We start from the raw sequence: 23,680 nt of genomic DNA on the forward strand, positions 1-23,680 counted from the left end.
ACGGCGGTATGGCTTGGGCTTTTACCGCGCGACCCCGAGCACCTCGACCGATGGCTTGCATTGGCGGCTTCATGGCTGCGCGGGTTCGTTGAGCAGGTCGAGATACGCGGTATAGACAAAGACGCGGTCGCGCCGCTTGCCGGTGATTTCTCGCACGATGGCCAGGCGCTGCAATGCGTCGATCGCGCGGGCGACGGTGGGAAAGCTCAAGCCGGTGTGAGCGGCGAGCGTGTCGATGTTGGCCACGGGGCGGTGGCGCAGCGCGTCGAATACACGCAGGACGTTGGCGGCGCTGCGGCCCAGGGGCTGGATGCGCGCGGCGTCGGCCTGAAACAGCGCCAGCAGCCGGTGGGCGGTCTCCACTGCGCCGCTGGCCGTCTGCGCCACGCCTTCGAGGAAGAAATCGAGCCACGCTTCCCAGTCGCCGGTGTGCCGCACGGTATCGAGCAGCCGGTAGTACTCAGCGCGGTGCTGTTTGAAGTAGAGCGACAGGTACAGGAGCGGCTGGCGCAGCACGCCGTCGTGGTGCAGGATGAGGGCGATCAGCAGCCGCCCGACGCGCCCATTGCCGTCGAGGAAGGGGTGGATGGTTTCGAACTGCACGTGGGCGAGCGCCGCTTTGACGAGCGCGCCGGGCGCGTCCGGCGCGTGCAAGAAGCGTTCGAGCGCCGCCATGCAGGGTTCCACCCGATCGGGCGGAGGCGGCACATACTGGGCATTGCCGGGGCGCGTGCCGCCGATCCAGTTCTGGCTGCGGCGGAACTCGCCAGGCTGCTTTTCCGCGCCCCGGCCGCTGTGGAGTAGCGTGGCGTGGATTTCGCGCAACAGCCGGTTGCACAGCGGGAAGCCTTCGCGCAGGCGGGCCAGTCCGTGCTCCAGCGCGGCGACGTAGTTGGAGACCTCGCGCACGTCGTCGAAGGGTACGCCGGGCGCGGTGTCGAGCTCAAACAGCAGGAGGTCGGAGAGCGACGACTGGGTGCCTTCGATCTGGCTGGAGAGCACCGCTTCGCGCCGAACGTAGGCGTAGAGAAAAAGATCGGGGTCGGGCAGCAAGGCGGTGATCGCATCCAGCCGCCCACAGGCGAGCCAGGCGCGTTCGAGGAGACGCTGGCGCGCCGGGTTCATGTCCAGCGGCGGCTCGGGCGGCAAGGCGTTGGGTACGAACGCCCGTACCGACTCGCCCAGCGTGGTGGTGGTGAGGTAAACGCCCGAAGGTCCCCGGTGCACGAGATCGCCCCCTGTTTTCGTTCCTGTAAATAGCAAGCCGCACTATTTACATTTTGCGAATTTTACGTTAATAGCGTGCGCATGGCTCAAGCGGGTTTTGGAGTTTTATGGACGGATTTGGAGGGCTCCATATCTACCACCGTCCGGTCGCCGATCGACACCGGAAACACCCGCACCGAGACCGAAGGGCGGGTGCGTGAAGCAATCATGGCCGCGAGCCGATAGGGATCGGTTTGGTCGCCGTGACGGGGACGGGCACCCGTGATGCGGCCGTCATCCTCGACGCCTACGAGCAACCAACCCGCCTCACTGTCCGATCGGTTGGCCAGACACACCACCGCTTCCACCAGATCGCGGTCGTTGAGCGGTGCGCGTTCCTCGCCCTTGAACTCGACGGCGAGCGTTTCGCCTGTGGCGATCAGTTGCCGCAATTCTGCGGGTGTCATCTCGCCTCCCTCGCCAAGACCGCAAGACTGCCGCCATATGCAATGCAGCCTTGCATATGGCGGTGGCAGAGAGCCTTCATCAACGCAACGTTTCTCAAAACCCCAACTCCTTCAAGTTGGCCTCGATCGCCGCGTCCAGCTTGGCCGCCTGCGCCCGCTGCTCGCGCCACTGGGCGGCCAGCCGCGCCATCTTCTCCTCGAAGGGCTCCCCGTCGTCCTCCTGCTGCGCCGCGCCGACGTATCGCCCCGGGGTGAGCACATGGCCGTGCTTGCGGATCTCCTCCAGCGTGGCGGATTTGCAAAAGCCCGGCACGTCGGCGTAGTCGCCCGCGCCTTGCTCCCCGCGCCAGGCGTGGTAGGTGTCGGCGATCTTCTTGATCTCCTCGTCGGTGAGTTCGCGTCGGGTGCGGTCCACCAGCACGCCCATCTTGCGGGCGTCGATGAAGAGCACCTGCCCGCGCCGGTCGCGCAGCCCTTTGCCCGGGTTTTTGTTGCGGGCCAGGAACCACAGGCAGGCGGGGATCTGGGTGGAGTAAAAGAGCTGCCCCGGCAGCGCCACCATGCAATCGACCACGTCGGCCTCGATCATGGCGCGGCGGATGTCGCCCTCGCCGGACTGATTGGAGCTCATCGAGCCGTTGGCCAGCACCACGCCCGCCGTGCCATTGGGGGCGAGGTGGTAGTAGATGTGCTGCAGCCAGGCGTAGTTGGCGTTGCCCACGGGCGGCACGCCGAATTGCCAACGCACGTCGTCGCGCAGGCGCTCGCCGCCCCAGTCGGAGATGTTGAAGGGCGGGTTGGCGAGGATGTAGTCGGCCTTGAGGTCGCGCAGTTCGTCCTTGTGGAAGCTGCCCTCGTTGTTCCAGCGGATGTCGGCATCGATCCCGCGCACGGCCAGGTTCATCTTGCACAGCCGCCAGGTGGTGTAGTTGCTCTCCTGCCCGTAGATGGCGATGTCGCCGATGCGCCCGCCGTGCTCTTCGACGAACTTTTCCGACTGCACGAACATGCCGCCCGAGCCGCAGCAGGGGTCGTACACGCGGCCCCGGTAGGGCTCCAGCATTTCGACCAGCACGCGCACGACCGAGCGCGGCGTGTAGAACTCGCCGCCGCGCTTGCCTTCGGCCCCGGCGAACTGGCCGAGGAAATATTCGTACACCCGCCCGAGGATGTCTTGGGAGCGGCTACCCTCCTCGCCCAGCGCGATGCCGGAGATGAGGTCGATGAGTTCCCCCAGCATCACCTTGTTGAGCGCGGGGCGGGCATAGTCTTTGGGCAGCACGCCCTTCAGGGACTCGTTGTCCTTCTCGATGGCGCGCATCGCCTCGTCGATCAGCCAGCCGATGGCGGGCTGCTTGGCGTTGGCCTGCAGGTGCGACCAGCGCGCCTCCTTGGGCACCCAGAAGACGTTGTCGGCGAGGTATTCGTCCTTGTCCTCGGCGGCGAGTGGGTCTTCGGCCAGCAGCGCCTTGTGCTTGGCCTCGAAGGCGTCGGAGATGTACTTCAGGAAGATCAGGCCCAGCACGACATGCTTGTAGTCGCTGGGCTCCATGTTGCCGCGCAGCTTGTCGGCGGCTTTGAAGAGTTCCGCCTCGAAGCCGAGGCTGGCGGCGTTGCCGTTTTTTCGGGCATCGGTTGTTGCCATCGGGTCTGACCTCTTCCCTGTGACGCGTCGGATGTGTTTTGTTCCGGGGCGCACTCCGCCAATCACGTGCGCTGCGGATGACGTGCCCAACAAAAGCAAAAATCCCAGCAAGCACGGGGCCAACTGGGATCGGACTCACGGAACGTATCGCTACGGCTGTCGGGACAGCGTCTCGAACGGACAGCGACTAGAACGGGATATCGTCGTCCATGTCCTCGAAACCGCTGGCGGCCGGCGCGGGGGCCGCGGGCGCCGGGGGCCGACTGGCTGGCGCGGGGGCGCTGCGCGGGGCGGCAGGCGCTGCGGCGCGGGGCGCGTAGCCGCCGTCATCCGCGGGGGCGCCCATCCCCTCGCGGCCGCCGAGCAGTTGCAGCTCGGTGGCGATGATGTCGACGGTGTTGCGCTCGATGCCGTCCTGGCCGGTGTATTTGCCGTACTTGAGGCGCCCTTCCACGTACACGGGCCGCCCCTTCTTCAGGTACTCACCCGCAATTTCGGCCAGCCGGTCGTAGAACGTGACCCGGTGCCACTGCGTGTCCTCCATCATCTCACCGGTGTTGCGGTCCTTGCGCCGGCTGGAGGTCGCGATGCTGACGGTGGCAACCGGTTGCCCTGAGGGCAGATAGCGGATTTCGGGATCCCGGCCGCAGTTGCCGACCAGTATGACTTTGTTGACCGAGGCCATGGGGGTGTTCCTCCTGAGCGGGGTGTTCGAACGTCGGGTGGATTGTGCCGCAAACGCCGGTCGCCCCACCATGCCACAATGCCCTCTCGGCCCACCATGAACACGCACGAGCACGAACGCGACCCGGATGTTCTCGCCAACCTGCAGAGCGAGTTGTCGGACCTGCGGGCCTGGGTGGACCGGGGCGTGGTGCTGGGCTATGCGGTGTTGGCCGGCTTGGCGGTGGTGGGCTTTACGCTGCTGTCGGAATGGGCGTTCGAGTGGTTTCAGCACGGATACGCCGAGCAGCCGTGGCTCGTGCTGCTGTGGACGCCGGCGCTGACCGCGGCCATTGTCTGGATGACGCGGCGCTGGGTGCCCGGGGCGGCCGGCTCGGGGATCCCGCAGGTGATGGCGGCGCTGTCGCCGACGCTGCCCGCGGACATGCGGGGCCGGTTCGTCTCGCTGCGACTGTCGCTGGGCAAGGCGCTGTTGGGCTCGCTGGGGTTGCTGGCCGGGCTGTCCCTGGGGCGGGAGGGGCCGTCGGTGCAGGTGGCCGCCGGCGTGTTGCACAACGCACGGCACTGGCTGCGGCGCGGCCGCGGGTTGAACGAGCGCGCCCTGCTGGTCGCCGGCGGCGCGGCGGGCATTGCGGCCGCGTTCAACGCGCCGCTGGCGGGGGTGGTGTTCGCGATCGAGGAGCTGTCGCGCAAGCTGGAGTCGCACAACAGCGGCCTGATCATCGCCGCCATCGTGCTCGCGGGCCTGATGGGCGTGTCCGCCTTTGGCAACTACACCTACTTTGGCGCGATCCGCGTGCCCACGCTGGATGCCTCGGCCCTGCTGCCGGGGCTGTTGGTGGCGGTCTCGTGCGGCGTGGTGGGCGGCCTGTTTGCCCGGTTGCTGATTGCGTCGCTGACTGGCTCACCCGACCGCATCAGCCGCTGGCGACAGCGCCATCCCATCGCCTTTGCCGCGGCGGGCGGGCTGGTCGTGGCCGTGATCGGGCTGGCCAGCGGTGGGGCGACGTTTGGCGCCGGCGGCGAGGAGGTGCGCCGCATGCTGGCCGGCGAGGCGGATCCCTCGCAGCTCTACGCGCTGCTCAAGCTGGTGGCCACCTGGGTGACCACGTGGTGCGGGGTGCCGGGCGGGATTTTTGCGCCGTCGCTCTCGATCGGGGCCGGCATTGGCCATGACATCGCCCAGTGGACCGGCGCCGGCGCGGGTGGCTCGCTCGCCCCGTTGCTGATCGCGATGGGCATGGCCGGATTTCTGGCGGCGGTGACGCAGGCGCCGCTGACGTCGTTCATCATCGTGATGGAGATGATCGACGGCCGCGCGCTGGTGTTGACGCTGATGGCGTCGGCGATGGTGGCGAGCCTGGTTTCGCGCCTGATCAGCCGCCCGCTCTACACGGTGCTGGCGCAGCACATGCTGCGCGCGGCACTGCCCTCGGCGGCACCTACGCAGTCGGAGACGCCGCCCGTGGATCCACCGCCTTCGGCGTCGCCGCCGGCACGCGCAGCCGCCACGACAGCGCCAACCACGCCAGACACAGCACCGCCCCCGCCGTGAAGACACCGGTCGCGCCGGCCTGCCGCACGAGCCAGCCGCCCAGCGCGCCGCCAGCGAACAGCCCGAGCGACTGCAGCGTGTTGTACACCCCCAGCGCCGCGCCGCGCGCGCCCGCCGGGGCCAGGCGCGACACGAGGCTGGGCTGGCTCGCCTCCAGCGTGTTGAAGCCGAGGAAGAACACCACCAGCCACACGGCCAGCACCGCGATCCCCGCGTCCGCCCCGGCCCAGGCGAACCCCAGCTGGGCCACGGCCAGCAGGCCGATCGCGACGCGCAGCACGGCGGCGAGGTACCCCCGCCGCTCCAGCCGGAACAACACGCCCCCCATGATGAGGAACGACGCCACCAGCGCCGGCAGATAGACCTGCCAGTGCGCGGCTTTCGGCAGGCCCGCGGCGACCAGCAGGCCCGGCACCGCGACCCACATCGCCATCTGCACCGTGTGCAGCGCGAAGACGCCGACGTCGAGCCGCCACAGGTCCGGGTGGCGCAGCACGCGCCGCCACGAGACGGCCACATCGTCCGCGGGCCGAGCCGGTTCGGCGGGAACCACCCAGGCCACCGCGGCGATGCCGGCGAGCGACAGCGCCGCCGTCAGCGCGAACAGGCCCGACAGGCCGATGGCTGACGCCAGCGGCGGGGCCGCCACCAGCGACAGCGCGAACGACACCGCGATACTCACGCCCACCAGCGCCATCGCCTTGGTGCGCACGGCATCGCGCGTCAGGTCCGCCAGCAGCGCGGTGACCGCGGCCGAGATCGCCCCCGCCCCCTGCAGCGCGCGGGCGAGGATCAGGGCGTCGATGCTGGTCGCCAGCGCTGCCCAGACGCTGCCCAGCGCGAACAGCGCCAGCCCGGCGATGATCACGCGCTTGCGGCCGAAGCGGTCGGATGCGGCCCCCAGCGGGATTTGCAGCAACGCCTGCGCGAGGCCGTAGATGCCCATCGCCAGCCCGACGCGGGCGGGGTCGTCACCGCCGGGCAGACGCGCCGCTTCCAGTGCAAAGACCGGCAACACCAGAAACAGCCCCAGCATGCGCAGTGCAAACACGCCGGCCAGCGTCAGGCTGGCGCGGCGCTCGGCGGGCTGCATGCGCGCGGCCCCGGTGCGGGAGTCGTCAACGTCCACGGAAGGCGCGGGGTCTGGGCAGTAACAAACCCGCGATTGTGCCGCAGCTGGCGTCGACCCCGGCGGCGCTCGCCCGCATACCCCGCCGGGGTCAGTCGCTGCCGAGGCGACTCACGTCGTCGGCGGAGCGCAAGGCGCTGCGATACGCGCCGCAGCCAATGATGAGCCCGTTGGGCAGCGGCGCCACGTACGACGACTTGGCGCGCACCTGCTGGGTGACCGGGTTGATGATGTTGTACTCGACCCAGCCACCACCCTGCTCGACCCGGTGCAGCACGTCGGCCATGAACGCTTCCGCGTCGATGCCGGGCGCGTCGTGCACGCGCGTGCCCACCTTGGCCGGGTCCAGCCCCATGACGCGGTAGGTCCCCTCTCGGTCGAGCACGAAGATGTAGAGGTCGCGGTCGACGTACGGGCCGTTGCGGTTCTGGAAGTCCTGCGCCGCGCGCTCGTACCCGACCGCCTGCACGTGCGCCAGCGCCTTTTGCACGAGTTCGTAGGCCTCGTCCGCGGTCCCCTGGCGCAGCTTCATGTGGTGCACGGCTTCGTCCAGGTCGCGCGTGCGCTCCATCAGCCGGTTGGCACGGTGCGTGGTGCGCTCCACCATCGCGGAGTTTTCGTAGGTGACCCTGTCGAGGTCGCCGACCGCGGCGACGACCTCGGCCAACGCGGTGCTCTGCTGGTGGCTGGCGTCGGCCATCTGGCCGATGCGCGCGGCGATGTCGCGGATGCCGCGCACGAGCGCATCCATCGCGGTGTTGACGCGCTGGATCTCGGTGACCGTGCCCTGCACCCGCTCGGCGGATTCCGCGATGAGCTGGCGCACCTCGTTGGCCGCCTCCTGGCTGCGCTGCGCCAGGCGCCGCACTTCGCTGGCCACCACCGCAAAGCCGCGCCCGGCCTCACCGGCGCGCGCGGCCTCGACCGCGGCGTTCAACGCCAGGATGTTGGTCTGAAACGCAATACCGTCGATGGTGCCGATGATCTCGGTCATGCGCTGCGAGGTCGCCTGCAGCGACCCCAGGCCGCTGACGGTGTGCTCCATCAAGGCACTCGCGCGCTCGGTCTCCGCGTTGAGCTCGGTGGTCAGGCGCCGCACCTCCTGCGCGGACTCGGCGTTGGTGGCCACCGTCTCCGACACCTGGCGCACGTTGGCCGTGGCCTGCTCGAGGCTCGCGGCCTGGGTTTGCGTGCGGTCGGCGAGCTGCTGGCTGTCCTGCACGAGCTGCAGCCCGACGTGCCCGAGCACGGCCGCGGCGCTGCGCACGTCGGCCACCAGCTCCGACAGGTGCGCGAGCATGTTGCGCAGACGCTGACTCATGTCGGCCATCTCGTCGCTGCCGGGCAGCACCGCATCGCTGGTCAGGTCGCCCTCGGCAGCGCGGTCGATGGCCCCGTTGAGGTGGCGCAACCCCCCAACGGTTGCCTGATAGAACGCCACCATCGCGTACGCCAGCAGCAGCAGCACGACGACACAACCAGCCGCCACCGCCATCAGCGTGGTCTGCCGCGCCTGGACGCGTGCCTGCAGTCGCGCCACCGCATCCGCGAGCAGTTCGTCCTCCAGCGCCGCCTGGGCCGCGACGGCCTTGTCCGACAGCGCGTAGAACGCCGGGCCGTCGATCGTCATCGCCGCGGTGCGCAGGTGCGCGTCCACCGCACGCAGCCATTCGTCGGTTTCGCTGCGGAAGGTCCCCCACCCCTTGGGTACCGCGACCCCGCGCCGCTGCAGCGCGTCGAGCCGCTCCTGCATCGTGGGCAGCAGCCCCTGCACCCGCGCCGCCTCATTGGCCAGGCGCACGATGTCCGAGATGATCACCGAGTCGGTCATCGCGTTGGGGTCGGCGAGCAGCACCGCGGCACGCCCGCGCAAGAAACTCGTCGTCTCGCGCACGGCGGGCAGCAGCTCCACCGCCAGCGCCACCCGGTGCACGACGAGCGGATCGGCATCCAGGCTCAGGCCAGACGTTTCCGCGACCGCCAAGGCGAGGCGCTGTACCCGCTCGATAACCTGCGTGGCCTGCGCGTGCCGCGCCGACGGCGACAGGGCCGTGTTCTTCAGCAGCTCCTGCCCCACGTCACGCGCGGGCACCCACGCCCCGGCCAGCCCCCACGTGTCGGCGCGCATCGGCGCGTCGAGCGCCTGCAGCGCGGACTCGATCGCGCGCGCCGCGCCCTGCTGGCGGGTGGCGAGGTCCGCCACGCCTTCGATCGGCTGCGCGCTGTCGCGCCAGGTCTGCCAGTCGCGCGCGAGCTGTTGCAGCCGCTGGGCTGTTTCCGCGCCCTGCAGTTCACGTCTCGCGCCGTCCGCGTCCCGCCAGGCGTCCGCGGCCAGCAGCCATGCCACCAGCAGCAGCGGCACCACGACCATGGTGGACAGGCCCAGGAGCTTGAGCGTCATCGGCAGCCGCTGCAGCAGCGCCACCGCGGGAGAGACGAAGCGTATGCGCATGATGCGGGAGTATCGGCCAAAAAGCCCGCTCCCAAAAGAGGGCGAAAACCCCAACGAGCGGGGCGTGGGCGGCGGCGCCGTCGCCGGCGTGACGGCGGTCGGTCCGGGAGCGGGGATCGGAGGGGCCGCGTCAGGCGAGCGCGGCGCGCATGCGCGCGATCACCGCGCGGTAGTCCGGCTGCCCGAAGATGGCGCTGCCGGCCACGAACGTGTCGGCGCCCGCGTCGGCCACGCGGCGGATGTTGTCGGCCTTGATGCCGCCGTCGACCTCCAGCCGGATGTCCTTGCCACAGGCGTCGATGCGCCGCCGCGCCTGCTCCACCTTGCGCAGTGCGCTGTCGATGAAAGACTGACCGCCGAAGCCCGGGTTGACGCTCATGATCAGGATCAGGTCGATGTCGTCGATGACCCAGTCGAGCACGTCCAGCGGCGTGGCGGGATTGAACACCAGCCCCACCTGGCAGCCGCGCGCGCGGATCGCCTGGATGCTGCGGTGCACGTGCGTGCTCGCGTCCGGGTGGAAGCTGATGATGTCCGCCCCGGCGTCGGCGAACATCTGCGCCAGCGCATCGACCGGCTGCACCATCAGGTGCACGTCCAGCGGCACGGGCCGCCCGTCGGGCGTGACGCAGTGGGGCTTGAGCGCCTGCGCCACCGCGGGGCCGATCGTCAGGTTGGGGACGTAGTGGTTGTCCATCACGTCGAAGTGGATCCAGTCCGCGCCGGCGGCGATGACGGTGCGCACTTCCTCGCCCAGGCGGGCGAAGTCGGCCGACAGGATCGAGGGGGCGATGCGATGCTGGGGCATGGTCGTGGGGTGGAACGCAATACAGTGGGGGGAAGGGTAGCCGGTTCAGCGCAGCCGTGATTGTCGCAAGAGAACCGCCACCGCGCATGGTACAAATCGGCGCATGCATGTAAACCCGGATGCCCCTTCTGCCGCGGCCGCCGCCGCGGTGCCGCCGGCCGTGCGGACACTGCCCGATCCGACGCAGCGCGCGGCGCGCCACGTGTGGTGGCGCGCGTGGGCGGCGTGGTTGCGCGCGGGCGGCGCGGTGCCGGAAAGCCGCCGCCGCTTCGAGGCGTGGGTGGCGCAGCTGGCGCAGGATCCGGCCCAGGCCCGCGCGGTGCGGCGTCTGTGGTGGCACACGCTGCAGGACCTGGAGCTGGCCCCGTGGCTCGCCGACGAGGGCATCGCGCAGCAGCCATCGTGGAGCGCGGAGGCGATGCTGCGCCTGCGCCAGCATTGGCTGCCGGTGGCACCGACGACACGCGACGCCCACACACTGCTGCTGTGGATATTCGACGACCCGCGCGACGAGCGCTGGCTGCGCGCGCTGCCGCGCCACGCGCTGCAACGCCTGTTCACGCTGATGGCAACCGACACCGAGGCCCCGCGGGCGCGTGAACAATGGACCGCCTGGGTGCTGGACGCGCTGCACCTGTGCGCGCTGCGCGTGGCAGAGACCGGCACACAGCCCGACCTGCGCCAGCGCATGGGGGAGGGAGCGCGGCGGCTGCGGGTGTTTCTGGATCTGCCATCACGGGTGGCGGCGCTGCGCGATGCGCTGGCAGCGGGGGACGCCGAAGCCGCCCACCGCGCGGAGCAGGCGCTGCGGGCGGCGCTGGACGAGGCGCGGCACGCCGCCTACACCGCTTACGGACACCTGCAGGAGGCGGGGGTGGCCATGTCGGTGGTGTTCGCGCTGCGCCAGCTGCGGCTGCGCGTGCTGCGCGCCAAGCTGTTGCTGCGCCTGCTGCGCAGCCCCGACCCGGCGCGCGCGACGCTGCACATGCTCGCGCGCCTGGTGCGGCAGGGGCACGAGGCGCGCTCGGTGCGCGCGCTGTGGCTGCAGCTGTCGCAGCTGCTGGCCGAGCGCGTCTCGCAGCGCAGCGCCGAGACGGGCGAGCACTACATCACCCGCACCGCGGCCGAGTACCGCGCGATGCTGTGGCGCGCGGCGGGCGGCGGCGCGGTGCTGGGGCTGACGACGTGGTGCAAATTTTTGCTCGGCGGGCTGGGTCTGGCGGCTTTCTGGGCCGGGCTGGCCGCGGGGCTGAATTACGCCTTCTGGTTCGTGGTCATCATGCTGCTGCACCTGACGGTGGCGACCAAGCAGCCCGCGATGACCGCACCGGCGATGGCCGCGCGCCTGAAAGACCTGCACAGCCGCGAGGCGGTGCTGCGCTTCGTCGACGAGGTGGCGCACCTCGTGCGCTCGCAGTCGGCGGCGGTGATCGGCAACGTCGTGGCGGTGATCCCGGCGGTGTGGGCGCTGCACGCGCTGCACGTCGCGTGGACGGGCGCGCCCCTCATCGAGACCGCACAGGCGGAATATGTTCTGGCCAAGCACCAGTTGCTCGGGCCCACGCTGTTGCTCGCGGCGGGCACGGGGGTCTTGCTGTTTGCCAGCAGTCAGATCGCCGGCTGGGTGGAAAACGCCTTCGTCCTGCACCGCCTGCACGAGGCCCTGGCCCACCACCCGCGCAGTGTGGCGCTGTTGGGCGCCAAGCGGGCGCAGGCCTGGGCCGAGTGGTGGCGCACGAACATCTCGGGTCTTGCAGCCAACATCTCGCTGGGGCTGCTGCTGGGGCTGGCGCCGGTGGCGCTGCAGTTCTTCGGCATCCCCTTCGACGTGCGCCACGTCACGCTCGTGACCGGCCAGATGGCGGCGGCGGCGCTGTCCCTCGGCGCCGACGTGTGGGCGCGGCCAGACTGGTGGCTGGCGGTGGCCGCCACCGCGCTGGTGGGCCCGATCAACGTCGCTGTCAGCTTCTATCTGGCGTTGCGGCTGGCGCTGCGGGCGCAGGGGGTCAACCACGTCAACCGCGAGCGCATCGCGCAGGCGCTGCGGCATCGCTGGCGGCGCGCGCCGGGCAGCTTTTTCTGGCCGCCGCGCAGCGCTTGACCCCTCACTCCCAGCAGGAGGCGCATGTCCGGCGAGTTCGACTTGATCGCCCGCCACTGGTGGCACACCGTGCCGTCCTCCAGCGGGGTTGTATTGGGCAACGGCGACGACTGTGCGCTGCTGGCCCCCGCGCCCGGCATGGCGCTGGCCACCTCGACCGACATGCTGGTGGCGGGGCGGCATTTTCTGCCGGACGTGGATCCCGAGGCACTGGGCCACAAGGCACTGGCGGTGAACCTGAGCGACCTGGCAGCGATGGGCGCGCGGCCGCTGGCGTTCACGCTGGCGCTGGCGCTGCCGCGTGTGGACGAGGCGTGGCTGGCGGCGCTGGCGCGCGGGATGCTGGCGCTAGCCGACGCGCACGGTTGCGCGCTCGTCGGCGGTGACACGACCGCCGGGCCGCTGACGTTGAGCGTGACGGTCTATGGCGAGGTGCCACCCGCGCAGGCCTTTCGCCGCAGCGCCGCGCGCGTGGGCGATGACGTGTGGGTCAGCGGCACCGTCGGCGACGCGCGGCTGGGGCTGGCGGTGCTGCTGGGCGAGCGGCCACCGCTGGCACGCGCGGACTGGCAGGCGCACGTGCGGGCGCGGCTCGAGCGCCCCACGCCGCGCATCGCGCTGGGGCTGGCGCTGCGCGGCATCGCGCACGCAGCGATCGACGTCAGCGACGGGCTCGTGGCCGATCTGGGGCATGTCCTCGCCGCCTCCGGCGTGGCCGCGGAGATCGACATCGACGCCTTGTTGGTGGGGCAGGCCGTGCACCCGGCCGTGCGCGCGCTGCCGCTGGCCGAAGCGCTCTCATGCGTGCTGGCCGGCGGCGACGACTACGAACTGGTCTTCACCTCCCCCGCGGCCCGCCGCTCGGAGGTCCAGGCGGCCGCCGCGGCAGCCCAAACGCCGGTGACGCGCATCGGGCGCATCATGCCCGGGCCGGTGGCCACGCACCCACTGGCCGATGGCCGCCCTCGTGTGCGGCTGTGCGACGCGCAGGGGCGACCCTACCCGGTGCCACCGGGCACGCGCTTGGGGGGGTTCGACCACTTCGCTACCATGTCGGCATGAGCGACCGCCCCCCACATGCTGACGGAGCCGAACCCCGCGTGGCGGACGACAACGCCCCGCCGCGCGACGCGGCGTCGGTGGTGCTGATCCGCGACGGTGCGGGGGGGCTCGAGGTGCTGCTGCTGCGCCGCCACCGCGACGTGCGCGTGCTGGGCGGGCACTACGTCTTTCCCGGGGGCAAGGTGGAGGCCGACGATGCGGCACCCGACTGGGCGCCGGTGCTGGACGCGACCGCCGAATCGCTCGTCGCGCGGCTGGCCGAGCCGGCGCTGACCCCGGCGCAGGCGCAGGCGTTCTTCGTCGCGGCGGCGCGCGAGCTGTGGGAGGAAGCGGGCGTCGCGCTGGTCGATCCGCCAGCGGCGCTGCCGACCGCCGCGCCGGATGTCACCCCGGGGGCGTGGCGGACCGTGCTGCGCGACGCCGGTGTGCGCCTCGCCACGGGCGCGTTGTGCCCGTGGTCACGCTGGATCACGCCGCGCAACCCCCCGGTGGGGTCGCCGCGGTTCGACACGCGGTTTTTTCTGGCGCGGCTGCCCGCCGGGGCGCAGGCCCGCCACGATGCGCACGAAGCCAGCGACAGCGTGTGGCTGACGCCGCGCGAGGCGCTGGCGCGCTACTGGGCGCGCGAGATCGAGCTGATCCCGCCGCAGCTGATGGGGCTGGCACAACTGGCGCGGCACGCAACGGTCACCGCTGCCTGGGCCGAGGCACAGCGACGCCGTCCGCCCTGCATCCAGCCGGAGCAATTCCGCGACGGCGAACACCGCGCGATGTGTTACCCGGGCGACCCCCTCCACCCGGTGCGCGAGCGCGCGCTGCCCGGGCCGACGCGGCTGCGGCTGGTGGCAGGGCGCTTCGAGCCGTACGAGGGTTTTGAAGGATGGTTTCGATGACACCGCGGACCGATCGTACGGACACCGTCGAACCCGCTTGGCCGCTGCCGGGCGGCGTGCCGACGGCGCGCTTCCTGTTTGCGCGGCTGTCGCACCTCATCGCGCTTGGGTTCGGCGCGGGGCTGTCCCGTATCGCCCCCGGCACGGTCGGCACGCTCTGGGCCTGGGCCGCGTTCGTGGTGATCGACGCATGGGCCACACCCGGTGACCGGGGGTGGGCGCTGATCATCGGGGCGACGCTGCTCGTGGGCTGGTGGGCCAGCACCGCCACCGCCCGGCGCACCGGCATCGCCGATCCGTCGTTCGTCGTCATCGACGAGGTGGTGGCGTTCTGGTTGGTGCTGTGGATCGCGGCCCCGGACGGGCTGCTGGGGCAGGCGGTGTGCTTTGCGCTGTTTCGTTTCTTCGACGCGGCCAAGCCGGGGCCGGTGGCGTGGGCGGACCGGGTGTTCAAGGGCAGCGGCTGGCGCGGCGGCTGGGGCGTGATGTTCGACGACCTGGTGGCGGCGTTTTGCACGCTGCTGGTGATCGCGCTGTGGCGCTTCGCGTTCGGGCCCTGAGCCCGGTGCGGTAACAGGCCATCAAACGTTTCGAGGCCCGAAAGACAGCGAAAGCACGATTCCCGCACGTCCGCGTGCAAGCAGTTTGGGGAATGCTCGAAGGGCGAGTACCCGGGATTGCCAAGACTTCCTCTTGGGTCAATTTTTTTCAACGCCTGCCGTCCAGAGAGGCCGAAAAGTGCAGACCACTGACTGGGGAGCGAATGCGCACCATCCGACGGCAACGCCGCTGTGGCTACCGCCGACGGTGTGGCCGCGGGTCACGGCGCTGGCCGAGCGGCTGCGCGCGCTGGGCTGGCACATCGCCACGGCCGAGAGCTGCACCGGCGGGCTGGTGGCGGCGTGCTGCACGGCGCTCGCGGGCTCCAGCGACTGGTTCGAGCGGGGCTGGGTCACCTACGCCAACGCGGCCAAGGCGGCGGAGCTGGGCGTCGATGCCGGGCTGATCGACGCCCACGGCGCGGTCAGCGAGCCGGTGGCGCGCGCGATGGCGCTGGGAGCCGCACGGGCCGCCGGGGTGCCCGCCACGCTGGCCATCACCGGCATCGCCGGGCCCAGCGGCGGCAGCGCCGCCAAGCCGGTGGGCACCGTGTGGTTCGGCTGGTGTGTCGCCGGACAGGTCGACGCCGAATGCCGCCGCTTCGACGGCGACCGGGCCGCGGTGCGTGCCGCCGCGGCGGACCATGCACTCGCGGGGTTGCTCGCGCGTTTGCCGACGGCCGGTTGAAACCTACGGGGCCTCACCCCGCCCCGCAGCACTTCTTGTATTTTTTGCCGCTCCCGCAGGGGCAGGGGTCGTTGCGGCCGGGCTGCGGGCCCCTGCGCACCGTGGGGATGACGGGGCCGATTTCCTGCACGATGTCAAACAGCGTGTAGGCGGCCCCGATCGCGTCGAGGAAGCGCTCGAACCGCCGCTTGCTCATCGACGGTGGCGCGTCATCGCCGATCGGATTGAACTCGGGCGGCGCATCGTCGTCTTCCAGCAGCGCGGCGATGGTGGCCAGCGCGTCGTCCCACTCGCGCGCCAGCGTCCGGTCACGCGGGGGGACCCAGTCGTCCGCCCAGACCTGCACCGCGTCCATGAAGCCCAGCGCCCAGTACTGCGCAAAGGCCGGCAACGACTCATCGCCGTATTCCGCCTCGAAGCGCTGGCGGTCGGCCTCGGGGGCCATCGCGACCAGGGCGCGCAGATCGACCACGTAGGGCTCGAGCGCTTGCTCGTCGTCCAGCGACTCGACCGGCGCGGCGAGTGCCGCGGCGATCTGGTTCCAGCGGCGGAACCACAGCGACAGGAAGGTCTGCAGCTGCGCCTCGTCCCGGAACTGCGCGTTGCCAAAACCCGGCGCGCCATCGCCACCGAACAGGACCGGGAAGTATTCGCTCGGCGGGATGATGCGGCGGCAGCAGACGAGCGCTGTCAGAAAGCCGTCACAGTACTCCCAGCCGGTCGGGATGCCCTCACCCCGCTCGGCCAGATCGGCGAGCAGGGTTTCGAGCTGTTGGTAGTCCTCGTCGCCCAGCGGCCCGCCGGGGGTCTGCGGAGGTGAGAGCAGCGGGTCGTTGGCGGCGTCGTTCGGTAGCATGCGGCGAGTGTACGCGAGCGCACGCGCCGCGCGTCTGTCAGCACCCGTGCGTCACACCGCAAGGTCGATCTGGTGCAGACCCGCGCTGCACAAGGCGACCTGACTGGACTGGATGTGCATGGCGGGCATATCGGCGGATGTCCGCGGCTTTGCAGGCGCCGCCGACGAACGGCGCTAGACTGGGGCCATGCACGATGCCGCGCCGTTTCCCCCGCCATCCGACCGGGCGCCTCCGCCGGCGCCGGCTGCCACCGCGGTTCAGCCGCTGCCGGTGGACGCGCTGCGCCTGCGCATCGACCCCGCGTCGCTGGGCTTTGCGGACACGACCGAGCTGCAGCACGAGCCGCTGCCGTGGATCGGGCAGGAGCGCGCGCAGACGGCGGCGCGCTTCGGCCTGGCGCTGGATCAGCCGCACACGCACCTGTTCGTGCTGGGCGACGTGGGCACGGGGCGCTCGACGCTGCTGGAGCAGGAAATGCGCGCCGTCGCGGCCACGCGGCCGGTGCCGCCGGACCTGTGCTACCTGCACCACTTCGCCGCGCCGGAACGGCCGCGCGCGCTGCGCCTGCCCGCCGGGCAGGGGCGCGCGCTGCGCCAGCGCATGGTCGAATTCTGCCGCACCCTGCAAGCGGAAATCCCCAAGCGACTCAGCGAACCCGGCATCAAGGCGGCGCTCTCCGCCCTGGAAAAGCGCTACAGCGACCGCGAGACCGAAGCCTTCGCGCAGCTCGCGGCCTTTGCGCGCGAGCGCCACTTCGCGCTGCGGCGCGAGGGCGGGCAGCTCATTTTCACGCTGATCGACGAGCGGGGCGAGCCGCTGACCGCGGAGGACATGGCGGCGCTCCCCCCCGAGCAGCGTCGCGCCTACGACGACGGTGAGCGCGAACTGCGCGCCGAAATCCTGCGCTTTCTGGAGCTGACCGCGCCGCTGGAGCGCGAACTGCGCGAGGGCGTCGCGGCGCTGCGCCGGCAGGCGGTGCAACCGCTGCTGGACCGCGAACTCGACGCGATCCGCCAGAGCCTGCGCAAGCAGTTCAAGGACACGCGCAAGCTCGGCCAGTGGCTCGACGCGGTGGAGCAGGACGTGCTCGACGCGCTGGACCTGTTCGAGCCCCGCGACGAGGACGACGAGGAGCGCCGTGACGCGCTCGAGCGGCGCCTCGCGCGCTACCGCGTCAACCTCGTCGTCGACAACGCCGACACCCAGGGCGCCCCGGTCATCATCGAGAACAACCCGCTGTACCGGCCGCTCTTTGGCAGCATCGAATACCAGACCGACAACGACGTGCTGGTGACGGATTTTTCGCGCATCCGCGCCGGCAGCCTGCTGCGCGCGCACGGCGGCTTTCTGATGCTGCACCTGCGCGACCTGCTGGCCGACGAACTGGTGTGGGAGAAGCTGCGGCGCTTCCTGCGCAGCGGACGGCTGCAGATCGAGGAACCGGGCACGATGTTCTCGGCGCTGGCCACCACGTCGTTGGAGCCGGAGGCGGTGGACGTCGACGTCAAGCTCGTGCTCATCGGCACGCACGCGCAGTTCTACGCCCTGCAGGAAGGCGACCCGGAGTTCGCGCGGCACTTTCGCATCCAGGTCGACTTTGCCGACAGTTTCCGCGCTAGCGACGCCACGCGCCGCGCCACGGGCATCTTCGTTGCGCACACCACGGCGCGCCTGGGGCTGCCGCCGTTCGGAGCTGCGGCGGTCGCGCGCCTCATCGAAGACAGCCACCGCCAGGCCGAAGACCGCACGCGCCAAAGCGCCGCCTTTGCCCGCACCGAGGCGCTGATCATCGAAGCCGCCGCACTGGCCCGCCAACGCGGCGCGCGCCGCGTCGAAGCCGAGGACGTCAGCGCGGCCATTGCGGCACGCAACCGCCGCCACGACTACCCCGACGAGCGCCTGCGCGAAGCCATCGCCGACGGCGACCGCGTCGTGCCGCTGCACGGCGCGCGTATCGGCCAGCTCAACGGCCTGTCGGTCATCGATCTGGGCGACTACCGCTTCGGCCTGCCGATGCGCGTGGCCGCCCGCACCGTGCCCGGCCACGAGGGCCTGCTCAACATCGAGCGCGAGGTGGGGTTTTCCGGCCCCATCCACGACAAGGCCGTGCTCGTGCTGCACAGCTACCTTTCGGCGCTGTTTGCGCCGCTGGCACCGCTGGCGCTCAGCGCCGCCATCGTCTTTGAGCAGGAATACGCGGGCATCGAGGGTGACTCCGCGTCGTGCGCGGAGTTCTACGCGCTGCTGTCGGCGCTCGCCGGCCTGCCGCTGCGCCAGGGCGTGGCCGTCACCGGTGCCATCAACCCCTTCGGCGAGGTGCTGCCCATCGGCGGCGTCAACGAAAAAATCGAGGGCTTCTACCGCGTCTGCGCCGCCGCCGGGCTGGACGGCACGCAGGGCGTCCTCATCCCCGCGCGCAACCGTCGGCACCTGATGCTCGCCGACGACGTGTGCGAGGCCGTGGCGGCCGGGCGCTTCCACATCTGGGCCATCGACCACGTCGCGCAGGGCATGACGCTGCTCACCGGTGTGCCCTTCGGGCTGGACGACCCCCGCGCCGCAACCGCCCCGCTGCACCCGGACGGCACACCCGCGTACGCCCCCGGCTCCGTGCTCGACCGCGCCGCCGAGACGCTGCGCGCCTACCGCCGCGCCTGCCTGCGCGCCGCCAACCCACGCGGGTGGCGCGGGCGGCATTGAGCGGCAACCAGGAACGTACAGGAGCGTTGTGTGACAGCAGACCTCCTGCACGCAGCCATCGACGAAGCCACCCTCTTTGACGCCTGGCGCAAAGTTCGGGCCAACCAAGGTGCCGCCGGCGTCGACGGGCAAACCATTGAACAATTCGGCACCAACGTCCTGGGGCGACTCCAAACGCTGCGCGACCACGTACGCCGTGGCGAATACCGCCCACAGCCACTGCTGCAATGGGCCATTCCCAAAGCGAATGGCAAACTGCGCTACCTGGCCGTGCCAACCGTGCGCGACCGGGTCCTGCAAACCGCGGCGGCCCTCGTGCTCACACCGCTGCTCGACCGTGCCATGGAGCACGCCAGCTACGCATACCGCAGCGGCCGCAGCGTCCAGATGGCCGTCGCCCGCGTCGCCTACTGGCGCGACCAGGGCTACCAGTGGGTGGTCGACGCCGACATCGAGGGCTACTTCGACAACATCCCCCACGGCTTGCTGCTGGACAAACTGCGCCGCACCCTCCAGGACCACAGCCTCGTGCCGCTCATTGAACTGTGGCTTGCCGCCACCATCCAGCCCGCAGACGGCAGCCCCCCATACCTGCTGACCAAAGGCGTCCCCCAAGGCTCGCCGATCTCACCCGTACTGGCCAACCTCTATCTGGACGACCTGGACGAAGCCGTACTGGCGCGGGACATGCGGCTTGTGCGCTTTGCGGACGACTTTGTCATCCTCTGCCGAGACCCCGCGCAAGCCCAGCAAGCCCTCGAACTCACCGAAGCCACCGTCGAGGCCCTCAAGCTGCGCATCAACCGGGAGAAAACCCGCTTAGTGCACTTCGATGAGGGCTTTCGCTTTCTGGGGGTGGACTTCATCCGCAACCTCATGCTCGCTGCCCAGCCTGGCGCGCAGCCTTGGGTCATTCCCGACGCCACCACCCGTCAGCGAGCAGCGCTGCACGATACCCCTGCTGAAGCCCCAGACACAGACCGACATGCCAACGAGCCACCAGAGCCGATGGTTGGCGAAACGATCCACGCCACAACGCCACCCGTCCCCACGGGCAGCCAGCGCCCCGTCGGGGCTTACGACGGCATGCAACCATATGATTCATCCTTCCATGCGAACAACGACACCGACGCCACCGCAGAAGATGACCCGGAGCCACGGATCCAACTCCAGCACGACGACCGACTCCCGCCGCTGCTGCGCAGCCTCGTCATTGGCGAGCACGGTGTGCTCATCCTGAAAGAAAACGACCGCATCATCGTCGCTCGCCAAGGCAGTGAGCTGCTGAGTTGGCCGCTGCAAAAGCTGGACGAAATCCACATCACCGGCAACGCCCTGGTCAGCACCGCGTTGCTGCGGCAATGCAGCCGCGACGGCATTCACGTCACCGTCAGCGACTCCACCGGCATCAACCACGCCCATCTCGGTGCCCCACACCCGCTGGCCGACGCGCACTGCCACGCCCAACAAGTACAACGACTGGCCGACAACGACTGGTCGCTGATGATGGCCCGTGCTGTCATCCACGGAAAAATCCACAATCAGCTGTGCCTTCTCAGGCGCTACAACCGCCGGCGCCGCCTAACCCCCATCGACCAAGCCATCGAGCAACTCGACGCCATGCGCAGCCGACTGGCCACCACCCAAACCCTCGACCAAGTCCGCGGCTGCGAGGGGCAAGCGGCGCGCGCCTACTTTGGCGCACTGCACCACCTCGTGCCACCCCAGTGGACATTCGAGGGCCGGCGCAAGCGCCCCCCAACAGACCCCGTCAACGCCTTGCTGTCATACGGATACGCGGTTCTGCACCGCACCATGGTCACGCTGCTGGTGCGCCAGCGCATTGACCCCTACCTCGGCGCATTCCACGCGCCGCGAGCCGGACACGCCGCGCTGGCATCCGACCTCATCGAAGAATTTCGCGCCCCCGTGGTCGACACCACCGTCGTCCATCTGCTGCTGAGCGACACGCTCACCCCCGGCAACTTCGACACCGAGTGCGGAACGGGCACGGTTTTGCTCGACAAACACGCGCGGCAAACCCTGGTACAAGCCCTGCACGCCAAGCTGCGCAGCCACATCGTGCACCCCAGCGCGGCCGCCCGCATGGACTACCACCGTGCCATGTTATGGCAAGTGCGGCACTACCGGGGCGTGCTGGCGGGCAGGCCGCCCGTGTACACCCCCTTCTTGCTGCGTTGAGCAAACCGACGCCATGCGCCTGTGGATGATCGCTTACGACATCGCCGACGACGCCACCCGCACGCGCGTAGAGAAATACCTCTTGCGCTGGGGCAACCGGGTGCAGTACAGCGTCTTCGAGGCCTACCTCACCCCGCAACAGGCCCGCACCATCGTACGCGACCTTGAACCGCTGCTGGATAGTGCCACCGACAGTCTGCGCCTGTACCCACTGTGCCGCTGGTGCGAGCCGCAGTTGCGCATCCACGGCCAAGGCAGACGCAGCGAGACCGTTGCATAACTGGTACATCCCCCGATGGCTGCGCGTGCAGGGTGATGTCCAATACCGGTATCGGACAGCCGCTGCCGCCAGAGCATGACCACCGAGAGCTTCTTCCTGCTGGGCGCACGCCCCCTGATCGAAGACACGCCGACCTACAAGCTGCACCAGCTCATCGATTGGAAGGCGATCGGCGCGCAGCTCAAGGGCCTGTACCGGCGCGAGCTCACCCGCGGTGGCGGCCCCGAGCCGTATGCGCCGCTGTCGATGTTCAAGCTCATGCTCTTGGGTCAGTGGCATGGGCTGTCGGATGCGGAACTGGAGCGGGCGCTCAAGGTACGCATCGACTTCATGGTCTTCTGTGGCTTCGACCCCTCGGCCGGGGAGATGCCCGATGCCAGCACCATCTGTCGCTTTCGCAACCGCTTGGTGCAAGCCAAGCTCGATCAGCGGCTGCTTTGCAGCATCAACCGCCAGCTCGAAGCCATCGGCGTCAAGGTCCAGGGCAGCACGGGCGCGATCGTGGATGCCACCATCATCGAAAGTGCTGCCCGTCCGCGCGTGACCATCGAGGTCAGCGAAGAGGAACCACAAATCACGACCAGCGCCGATGCGGATGCGCGCTGGCTCAAGAAAGGCAAGCAGTCCTATCACGGCTACCGTGGCTACGCCACCACGGACACCGAAGACGGCTATGTGCAACACGTCGAAGTCCACCCGGCCAACGAGGCCGAAGTGAACAAGCTGCCCCAAATCATCGAAGCCCACATCGCCGCCACTGGCGCCACGCCCGATGGGGTGCTTGCCGATAAAGGCTACGCGAGTGCTGCCAACCGGCAGTATCTGCGTGAGCGTGGTATCACTGACTTCATCCAGCACAAGGCCACGCGGGGGCACCCGCTCGATGCGGTGCTCAAAGCCTTGAACCGCCTGATCGGCACTGTGCGCTACAAGGTCGAGCAGTGCTTCGGCACGATGAAGCGGCGCTTCCATCTGGATCGTGCGCGCTACTTCGGGCGGGCGAAGGTGCAGGCGCAGATGTGCTGGGCAGCGATCGGCTTCAACCTGCTCAAAGCTCACCGCAAGCTCATGCGGCTGCAGACACAGGGGGCCAGTGCGCCCGCGTGAGGGCAGAAGCGGGCGAAAGGCCCAACAGAGCCCCGCCTGGGGTGGGGCAAACAGGGAAAACACCGCGCAAGCTGCTCAAAAAAGAGGCATCCAGGCGACGAAAAGGAGAGGAAGCCCCCGCTCGGCGGGGTTGTGCAACGGTCTTAAAAAGTTATCGTCCTGGCTCAAGCCCTCGATACGGACGTTTTCGCCTTTTTTGGATGGAAATTTTTGGAAATCACTGATTCCACTCATCGTCTCGGTTGTTTTTCTGGCACTGCCCGGCAGTTTGCTTTCTTCCTTCATCATTGAATGGTCCCAAAAAGGGCTGGCCGGCATCTCGGCACAGATTTGGCTGCCTGTGTTGGGCTTAGGCCTGCTGGCCTTGTTGATGGGTGCGGCGCTGTTGTGGTCACTGCGTGATCGCGTCATCCCCGCACGGGTGGAGCAACACGACACTGTGCGCCCGCGGCGGGTGCTGATTACATTTTTGTCATCGATCAAAGAAGTTATTCGCGCGACCCAACTACCAGACGGCAGCACCGCCTTTGTTTTTACCCTCGGTTCTGGCAGCGGTGCCAATTCGACTGCTCAAGCGCCCCGCAGTCCTGGCGGCGGGGCCGATCCGGCTCCCCCAATACCCCCCATCCAGACATTGGCGGAGTTCGCCAACCATGAGCGCATTCTCGGCTCGTGGCAACAGTTGGCACGGGGCATTCTGCCGCACTTGGACAAACTGGAATGTGTCGTGCTGCTGCCGTCATCCAACCCCAGCGGCTCGCTGCCCCCCAGTTGTGAACAGGTAGACCTGGCGATCGAGATTTTCACCCACCTGATTCGCAATCAAACCGGAGAGAGTCGCGCCATCACAATCGAAACGATGCCCCCGGCAAACTTCGAGGACTTCCGGGCCATCATGGATCAACTGGAGGGCGCAATTCGGCTCTGCAAGCACAAAGGCTTTGCACTCAGCGACATGGTGATCGACGTGACCGGCGGTCAAAAAACCACCAGCATCGCCGGGGCGCTGACGACACTGGACAAACGCGAGCTGGACCTGCAGTACGTCCCGCCCGGAGACAAAGGAAACATGCGCCCCAAGGTCAAGGGCTACCGCGTCTCGACCCCGACCCTGACCTAACGCAAGGCGGCGGCCCCACAAACGAGGCCCTGGCGCACCGCACCCGCTGGGTCGGCTCGCCGGGCAAGAGCGCGGGGGGAGCTGAGACAGCGGTCTGATGCAGCCGCCACCGCGCACCCCGGCAT

At 69.5% G+C, this 23,680-nt stretch carries 19 protein-coding genes; 11 read left to right on the forward strand and 8 right to left on the reverse strand.

Features of this window, described 5'->3' with window-relative positions; translation table 11 throughout:
* Nucleotides 1-69: 69 nt before the first annotated feature.
* From LCC91_RS11340 to LCC91_RS11355, 4 genes are all read right to left on the reverse strand, one after another.
* On the reverse strand, nt 70-1,227 hold the full coding sequence (locus LCC91_RS11340; RefSeq protein WP_058616653.1) for a Fic family protein: 1,158 nt from the start codon (nt 1,225-1,227) through the stop codon (nt 70-72).
* Nucleotides 1,228-1,313: 86 nt separating this feature from the next.
* Entirely contained in the window at nt 1,314-1,673 is a 360-nt protein-coding gene (locus LCC91_RS11345) for an AlbA family DNA-binding domain-containing protein (RefSeq protein WP_082668481.1), read from the reverse strand.
* A 94-nt stretch (nt 1,674-1,767) separates the two neighbouring features.
* Entirely contained in the window at nt 1,768-3,318 is a 1,551-nt protein-coding gene (locus tag LCC91_RS11350) for a class I SAM-dependent DNA methyltransferase (protein ID WP_143898369.1), read from the reverse strand.
* 187 nt (nt 3,319-3,505) lie between these two features.
* A complete protein-coding gene (locus LCC91_RS11355) occupies nt 3,506-4,003 on the reverse strand; it encodes a single-stranded DNA-binding protein (protein ID WP_043698948.1) in 498 nt (165 codons plus the stop codon).
* A 96-nt stretch (nt 4,004-4,099) separates the two neighbouring features.
* Here LCC91_RS11355 and LCC91_RS11360 point away from each other — a divergent pair, with 96 nt between their 5' ends.
* A complete protein-coding gene (locus tag LCC91_RS11360) occupies nt 4,100-5,557 on the forward strand; it encodes a chloride channel protein (RefSeq protein ID WP_058616657.1) in 1,458 nt (485 codons plus the stop codon).
* On the opposite strand, the gene LCC91_RS11365 is transcribed toward LCC91_RS11360, so the two are convergent.
* From LCC91_RS11365 to rpe, 3 genes are all read right to left on the reverse strand, one after another.
* Nucleotides 5,445-6,650, reverse strand: a complete 1,206-nt coding sequence (locus LCC91_RS11365) for an MFS transporter (protein ID WP_043699006.1) — start codon at nt 6,648-6,650, stop codon at nt 5,445-5,447. The genes LCC91_RS11360 and LCC91_RS11365 overlap by 113 nt on opposite strands.
* Before the next feature lie 127 nt (nt 6,651-6,777).
* The gene (locus LCC91_RS11370; RefSeq protein WP_143898371.1) at nt 6,778-9,138 is read right to left on the reverse strand and encodes a methyl-accepting chemotaxis protein; all 2,361 of its coding nucleotides are present in this window, start codon (nt 9,136-9,138) and stop codon (nt 6,778-6,780) included.
* 130 nt (nt 9,139-9,268) lie between these two features.
* Nucleotides 9,269-9,946 (reverse strand): ribulose-phosphate 3-epimerase, encoded by a 678-nt coding sequence (rpe, locus tag LCC91_RS11375; RefSeq protein WP_143898373.1) that lies wholly within the window; start codon nt 9,944-9,946, stop codon nt 9,269-9,271.
* A gap of 103 nt (nt 9,947-10,049) precedes the next feature.
* Between rpe and LCC91_RS11380 the strand changes: the two genes are divergently transcribed.
* The 5 genes from LCC91_RS11380 (at nt 10,050) to LCC91_RS11400 (ending at nt 15,289) form a co-directional block, all read left to right on the forward strand.
* A complete protein-coding gene (locus LCC91_RS11380) occupies nt 10,050-12,047 on the forward strand; it encodes a recombinase (RefSeq protein WP_143898375.1) in 1,998 nt (665 codons plus the stop codon).
* 24 nt (nt 12,048-12,071) lie between these two features.
* On the forward strand, nt 12,072-13,109 hold the full coding sequence (gene thiL, locus LCC91_RS11385) for a thiamine-phosphate kinase (protein WP_058616661.1): 1,038 nt from the start codon (nt 12,072-12,074) through the stop codon (nt 13,107-13,109).
* Complete coding sequence (locus LCC91_RS11390) at nt 13,106-14,002, forward strand: NUDIX hydrolase (protein ID WP_058616662.1); 897 nt, start codon at nt 13,106-13,108, stop codon at nt 14,000-14,002. Before thiL ends, LCC91_RS11390 begins: the two co-directional genes overlap by 4 nt.
* Nucleotides 13,999-14,562, forward strand: a complete 564-nt coding sequence (locus tag LCC91_RS11395; protein WP_043698939.1) for a phosphatidylglycerophosphatase A family protein — start codon at nt 13,999-14,001, stop codon at nt 14,560-14,562. The genes LCC91_RS11390 and LCC91_RS11395 overlap by 4 nt, the downstream gene beginning before the upstream one ends.
* 229 nt (nt 14,563-14,791) lie before the next feature.
* Nucleotides 14,792-15,289, forward strand: a complete 498-nt coding sequence (locus tag LCC91_RS11400) for a CinA family protein (RefSeq protein WP_082007462.1) — start codon at nt 14,792-14,794, stop codon at nt 15,287-15,289.
* A gap of 13 nt (nt 15,290-15,302) precedes the next feature.
* On the opposite strand, the gene LCC91_RS11405 is transcribed toward LCC91_RS11400, so the two are convergent.
* Nucleotides 15,303-16,145 (reverse strand): YecA/YgfB family protein, encoded by an 843-nt coding sequence (locus LCC91_RS11405; protein ID WP_082007456.1) that lies wholly within the window; start codon nt 16,143-16,145, stop codon nt 15,303-15,305.
* Between the two features lie 187 nt (nt 16,146-16,332).
* On the opposite strand from LCC91_RS11405, the gene LCC91_RS11410 reads away from it, so the two are divergent.
* From LCC91_RS11410 to LCC91_RS11430, 5 genes are all read left to right on the forward strand, one after another.
* A complete protein-coding gene (locus LCC91_RS11410) occupies nt 16,333-18,846 on the forward strand; it encodes a Lon protease family protein (RefSeq protein WP_143898378.1) in 2,514 nt (837 codons plus the stop codon).
* A 30-nt stretch (nt 18,847-18,876) separates the two neighbouring features.
* Nucleotides 18,877-21,048 (forward strand): CRISPR-associated endonuclease Cas1, encoded by a 2,172-nt coding sequence (cas1, locus tag LCC91_RS11415; protein WP_143898380.1) that lies wholly within the window; start codon nt 18,877-18,879, stop codon nt 21,046-21,048.
* A gap of 13 nt (nt 21,049-21,061) precedes the next feature.
* Nucleotides 21,062-21,328 (forward strand): CRISPR-associated endonuclease Cas2, encoded by a 267-nt coding sequence (cas2, locus tag LCC91_RS11420; RefSeq protein WP_143898383.1) that lies wholly within the window; start codon nt 21,062-21,064, stop codon nt 21,326-21,328.
* Nucleotides 21,329-21,403: 75 nt separating this feature from the next.
* On the forward strand, nt 21,404-22,435 hold the full coding sequence (locus LCC91_RS11425; protein ID WP_143898648.1) for an IS5 family transposase: 1,032 nt from the start codon (nt 21,404-21,406) through the stop codon (nt 22,433-22,435).
* 196 nt (nt 22,436-22,631) lie between these two features.
* The gene (locus LCC91_RS11430; RefSeq protein ID WP_224440935.1) at nt 22,632-23,555 is read left to right on the forward strand and encodes a hypothetical protein; all 924 of its coding nucleotides are present in this window, start codon (nt 22,632-22,634) and stop codon (nt 23,553-23,555) included.
* Nucleotides 23,556-23,680 lie beyond the last annotated feature (125 nt).

This window comes from Tepidimonas taiwanensis (assembly GCF_020162115.1).
Classification (GTDB): domain Bacteria; phylum Pseudomonadota; class Gammaproteobacteria; order Burkholderiales; family Burkholderiaceae_C; genus Tepidimonas; species Tepidimonas taiwanensis.